Below are 2,888 nucleotides of genomic sequence, written 5' to 3'. Positions count from 1 at the left end.
CGCGCCGGGCCACCTCCCCACTGCGTGGAGAGGTAAGTAGAGACACCGCTTCACCTCTCCACCGAAGGTGGGGAGCGGGACCATGCGAAGCATGGTGGAGGGGTAAGCCCCGGAGGGGTTCAGTCCCGCAGCAGCTCGTTCACGCCGGTCTTCGCCCGCGTCTGGGCGTCGACGCGCTTGACGATGACCGCGCAGTACAGCGCCGGGCCGCCGTTCGGGTCGGGCAGGCTGCCCGGCACCACGACGGAGTAGGCGGGAACCTCGCCGCGGAAGACCTCGCCGGTCGCCCGGTCGACGATCTTCGTCGAGGCCGACAGATAGACGCCCATGGCCAGCACGGCGCCCTCGCGGACGATCACGCCCTCGGCGACTTCAGCGCGGGCGCCGATGAAGCAGCCATCCTCGATGATGGTCGGGTTGGCCTGCAGGGGCTCCAGCACCCCACCGATGCCCGCGCCGCCCGACAGGTGCACGTTCTTGCCAATTTGGGCGCAGGAGCCGACCGTGGCCCAGGCGTCGACCATCGAGCCTTCATCGACATAGGCGCCGATGTTCACGAACGACGGCATCAGGATGACGTTCTTCGCGATATAGGCGCCCTGCCGCGCCACAGCGCCCGGCACGGCGCGGAACCCGGCCTGTTCGAAATTCGTGTCGGTCCAGTGCGCCCACTTCACCGGCACCTTGTCCCAGTACGGCCCCGGCGTCGGATCGCTCAGGCCCATGGTGGCGCCGACGGGCGCGCCCATGCGGCTGTTGGGGTTCAGGCGGAAGGACAGCAGCACGGCCTTCTTCAGCCACTGGTGCGTGGTCCAGACGCCGTCCTCGCCGCGCGAGGCGACGCGGGCCTGACCGGAGTCCAGCAGCGACAGGGCGGCTTCGACGGACTTGCGGATCTCGCCGTGGGTCGAGGTCGAGACATTGGCCCGGTCGTCCCAGGCGGCTTCGATGACGGATTCCAGATGGGCCAGGTCAGTCATGCGGCGGCGTCCTTGAAGGAAAGGTCGGTCAGGAAGTCGGTGAGGTCGGGGGCGATCCAGTCGATGTGATCGCCCAGCGGTTTGCCATGTCCATCGCCGATCAGCACCGTCGTCATCCCCAGCGCCTTGGCGGGCTCAAGGTTGCGGGGCGTGTCCTCGAAGAAGGCAGCCGAGCGGGGCTCGAAGCCGAAACGTTCGATCACCCGGCGGAAGGTCGAGGGCGCGGGCTTGGGCGTCAGGTCGGCGTCCTCGATGGCGAAGACGCCTTCGAAACAGTCCGCCACGCCCAGCCGGTCCAGCACCCGGCCGGCGTATTCGCGCGCGCCATTGGTGAAGACGAAGCAGCGGCCGGGCAGGCGGCGCAGCTGTTCGGCCAGCAGCGGATTGGGTTCCAGGCTGTCCATCGGCACGTCGTGGACGTCGTGCAGGAAATGCTCGGCGTCGATCGTGTAGTTGGCCATCAGCCCGGCCAGGGTGGTGCCGTGCTCGTCCAGGAACTGGCGCTGGAGAATGCGCGCCTCGTCCGGCGCCATGCCGACGGCCTCGACGACGTAGGCGTTGATCCGGGCCTGGACCAGCTGCATCAACCCCTGTTCGCGCGGATACAGGGTGTCGTCCATGTCGAACACCCAGGCGCGGACGTGAGACAGGTCGATCAAGACGCCTTCACCAGGGTGCCGGCGCCGTGCTCGGTGAACAGCTCCACCAGCATGGCGTGGGGACGGCGGCCGTCGAGGATGACCACGGCCTCGACCCCGGCGCGCACGGCGGCCATGGCGGTCTCCAGCTTGGGGATCATGCCGCCGTTGGCGACGCCTGTGTCGATCAGCAGCTGGGCCTGCTCCAGCGTCATCTGCCGGATGATCTCGCCATCCGCGCCCTTCACGCCCGGCACGTCGGTCAGCAGCAGCATGCGCTTGGCGCGCAGCTCGCCGGCCATGGCGCCCGCGACGGTGTCGGCGTTGACGTTGAAGGTCTGGCCCTCGGCGGTGACGCCGATCGGGGCGATGACCGGAACCCAGTCGTCGGTCTCCGAGGCGATCAGGCCGCGGATCAGCTTGGCGTCCACCTTCGTGGGTTCACCGACGAAGCCCAGATCGACCTCATGCTCGATCATGCTGTCCGGGTCGCGCTTGGTGCGGCGGGTCTTCTCGACCGTTAGCAGGCCGGCGTCCTTGCCCGACAGGCCGATGCCGCGCACGTCGGCTTCCTTGCCCGCCATGGTGATCCAGTGGGCGATTTCCTTGTTCACCGCGCCGGACAGGACCATCTCGGCCACCTGCATGGTGTCGCCGTCGGTCACGCGCAGGCCATCGACGAAGCTCGACTTCACCCCGGCCTTGTCCAGCATGGCGCTGATCTGCGGCCCGCCGCCGTGGACGACCACGGGGTTCACGCCCATCAGCTTCAGCAGCACCACGTCGGCGGCGAACTGCTTCGCCACGGCGCTCTCGCCCATGGCGTGGCCGCCGTACTTGATGACGACGGTCTCGCGGTCATAGACCTGAATATAGGGCAGGGCCTCGGCGAGGGTCTTCGCCGTGTCCCAGCCGCGCTCTTCGGATTGGCGTTCGATCTCGTCCATATCGGGCGGGTCCCTAAAGGGAAGGCCGCGGCCTGTCACTCACAAACCGGCGTAGCCTGACGTGTAACGTTTGTGTCTCAATAGTAACGCTTCCTTCAACCGGCAGGGGACGACGGCTCGACCTCGGCTTTTCCCGCTGTTATGTCGGTAGAAGCGGAGCCGTGGAGCGCCGCCTTAAACACTATGGGCTGCGGAGACATCCACCCGATGCACATTAAATCTCTCATCCTGGCGTCGACCGCCCTGGCCATGACGGCCGGTGCGGCAGCCGCCGAGCCGAATGGCTGGTACGGCGCGCTTGACGCCGGTTACCACACGATCGG

General features: G+C 67.6%; 3 protein-coding genes. All 3 read right to left on the bottom strand.

The genetic code is table 11. The features are described from left to right. Positions 1 to 119: 119 nt before the first annotated feature. From dapD to argB, 3 genes are read right to left on the bottom strand one after another with little or no spacing between them, the layout of a single operon-like run. Positions 120 to 980 (bottom strand): 2,3,4,5-tetrahydropyridine-2,6-dicarboxylate N-succinyltransferase, encoded by an 861-nt coding sequence (gene dapD / locus ABDZ95_RS14375; RefSeq protein WP_343794660.1) that lies wholly within the window; start codon positions 978 to 980, stop codon positions 120 to 122. Then, positions 977 to 1,639 (bottom strand): pyrimidine 5'-nucleotidase, encoded by a 663-nt coding sequence (locus ABDZ95_RS14370; RefSeq protein WP_343794659.1) that lies wholly within the window; start codon positions 1,637 to 1,639, stop codon positions 977 to 979. Before ABDZ95_RS14370 ends, dapD begins: the two co-directional genes overlap by 4 nt. Next, complete coding sequence (gene argB / locus ABDZ95_RS14365; protein WP_425543002.1) at positions 1,636 to 2,565, bottom strand: acetylglutamate kinase; 930 nt, start codon at positions 2,563 to 2,565, stop codon at positions 1,636 to 1,638. Before argB ends, ABDZ95_RS14370 begins: the two co-directional genes overlap by 4 nt. Positions 2,566 to 2,888: the final 323 nt, after the last annotated feature.

Origin of the sequence: Brevundimonas kwangchunensis, from assembly GCF_039523815.1 — a bacterium.
Classification (GTDB): domain Bacteria; phylum Pseudomonadota; class Alphaproteobacteria; order Caulobacterales; family Caulobacteraceae; genus Brevundimonas; species Brevundimonas kwangchunensis.
The sequence above is the reverse complement of the archived record's forward strand: the minus strand, read 5'-3'. Positions and strand labels throughout refer to the sequence as shown.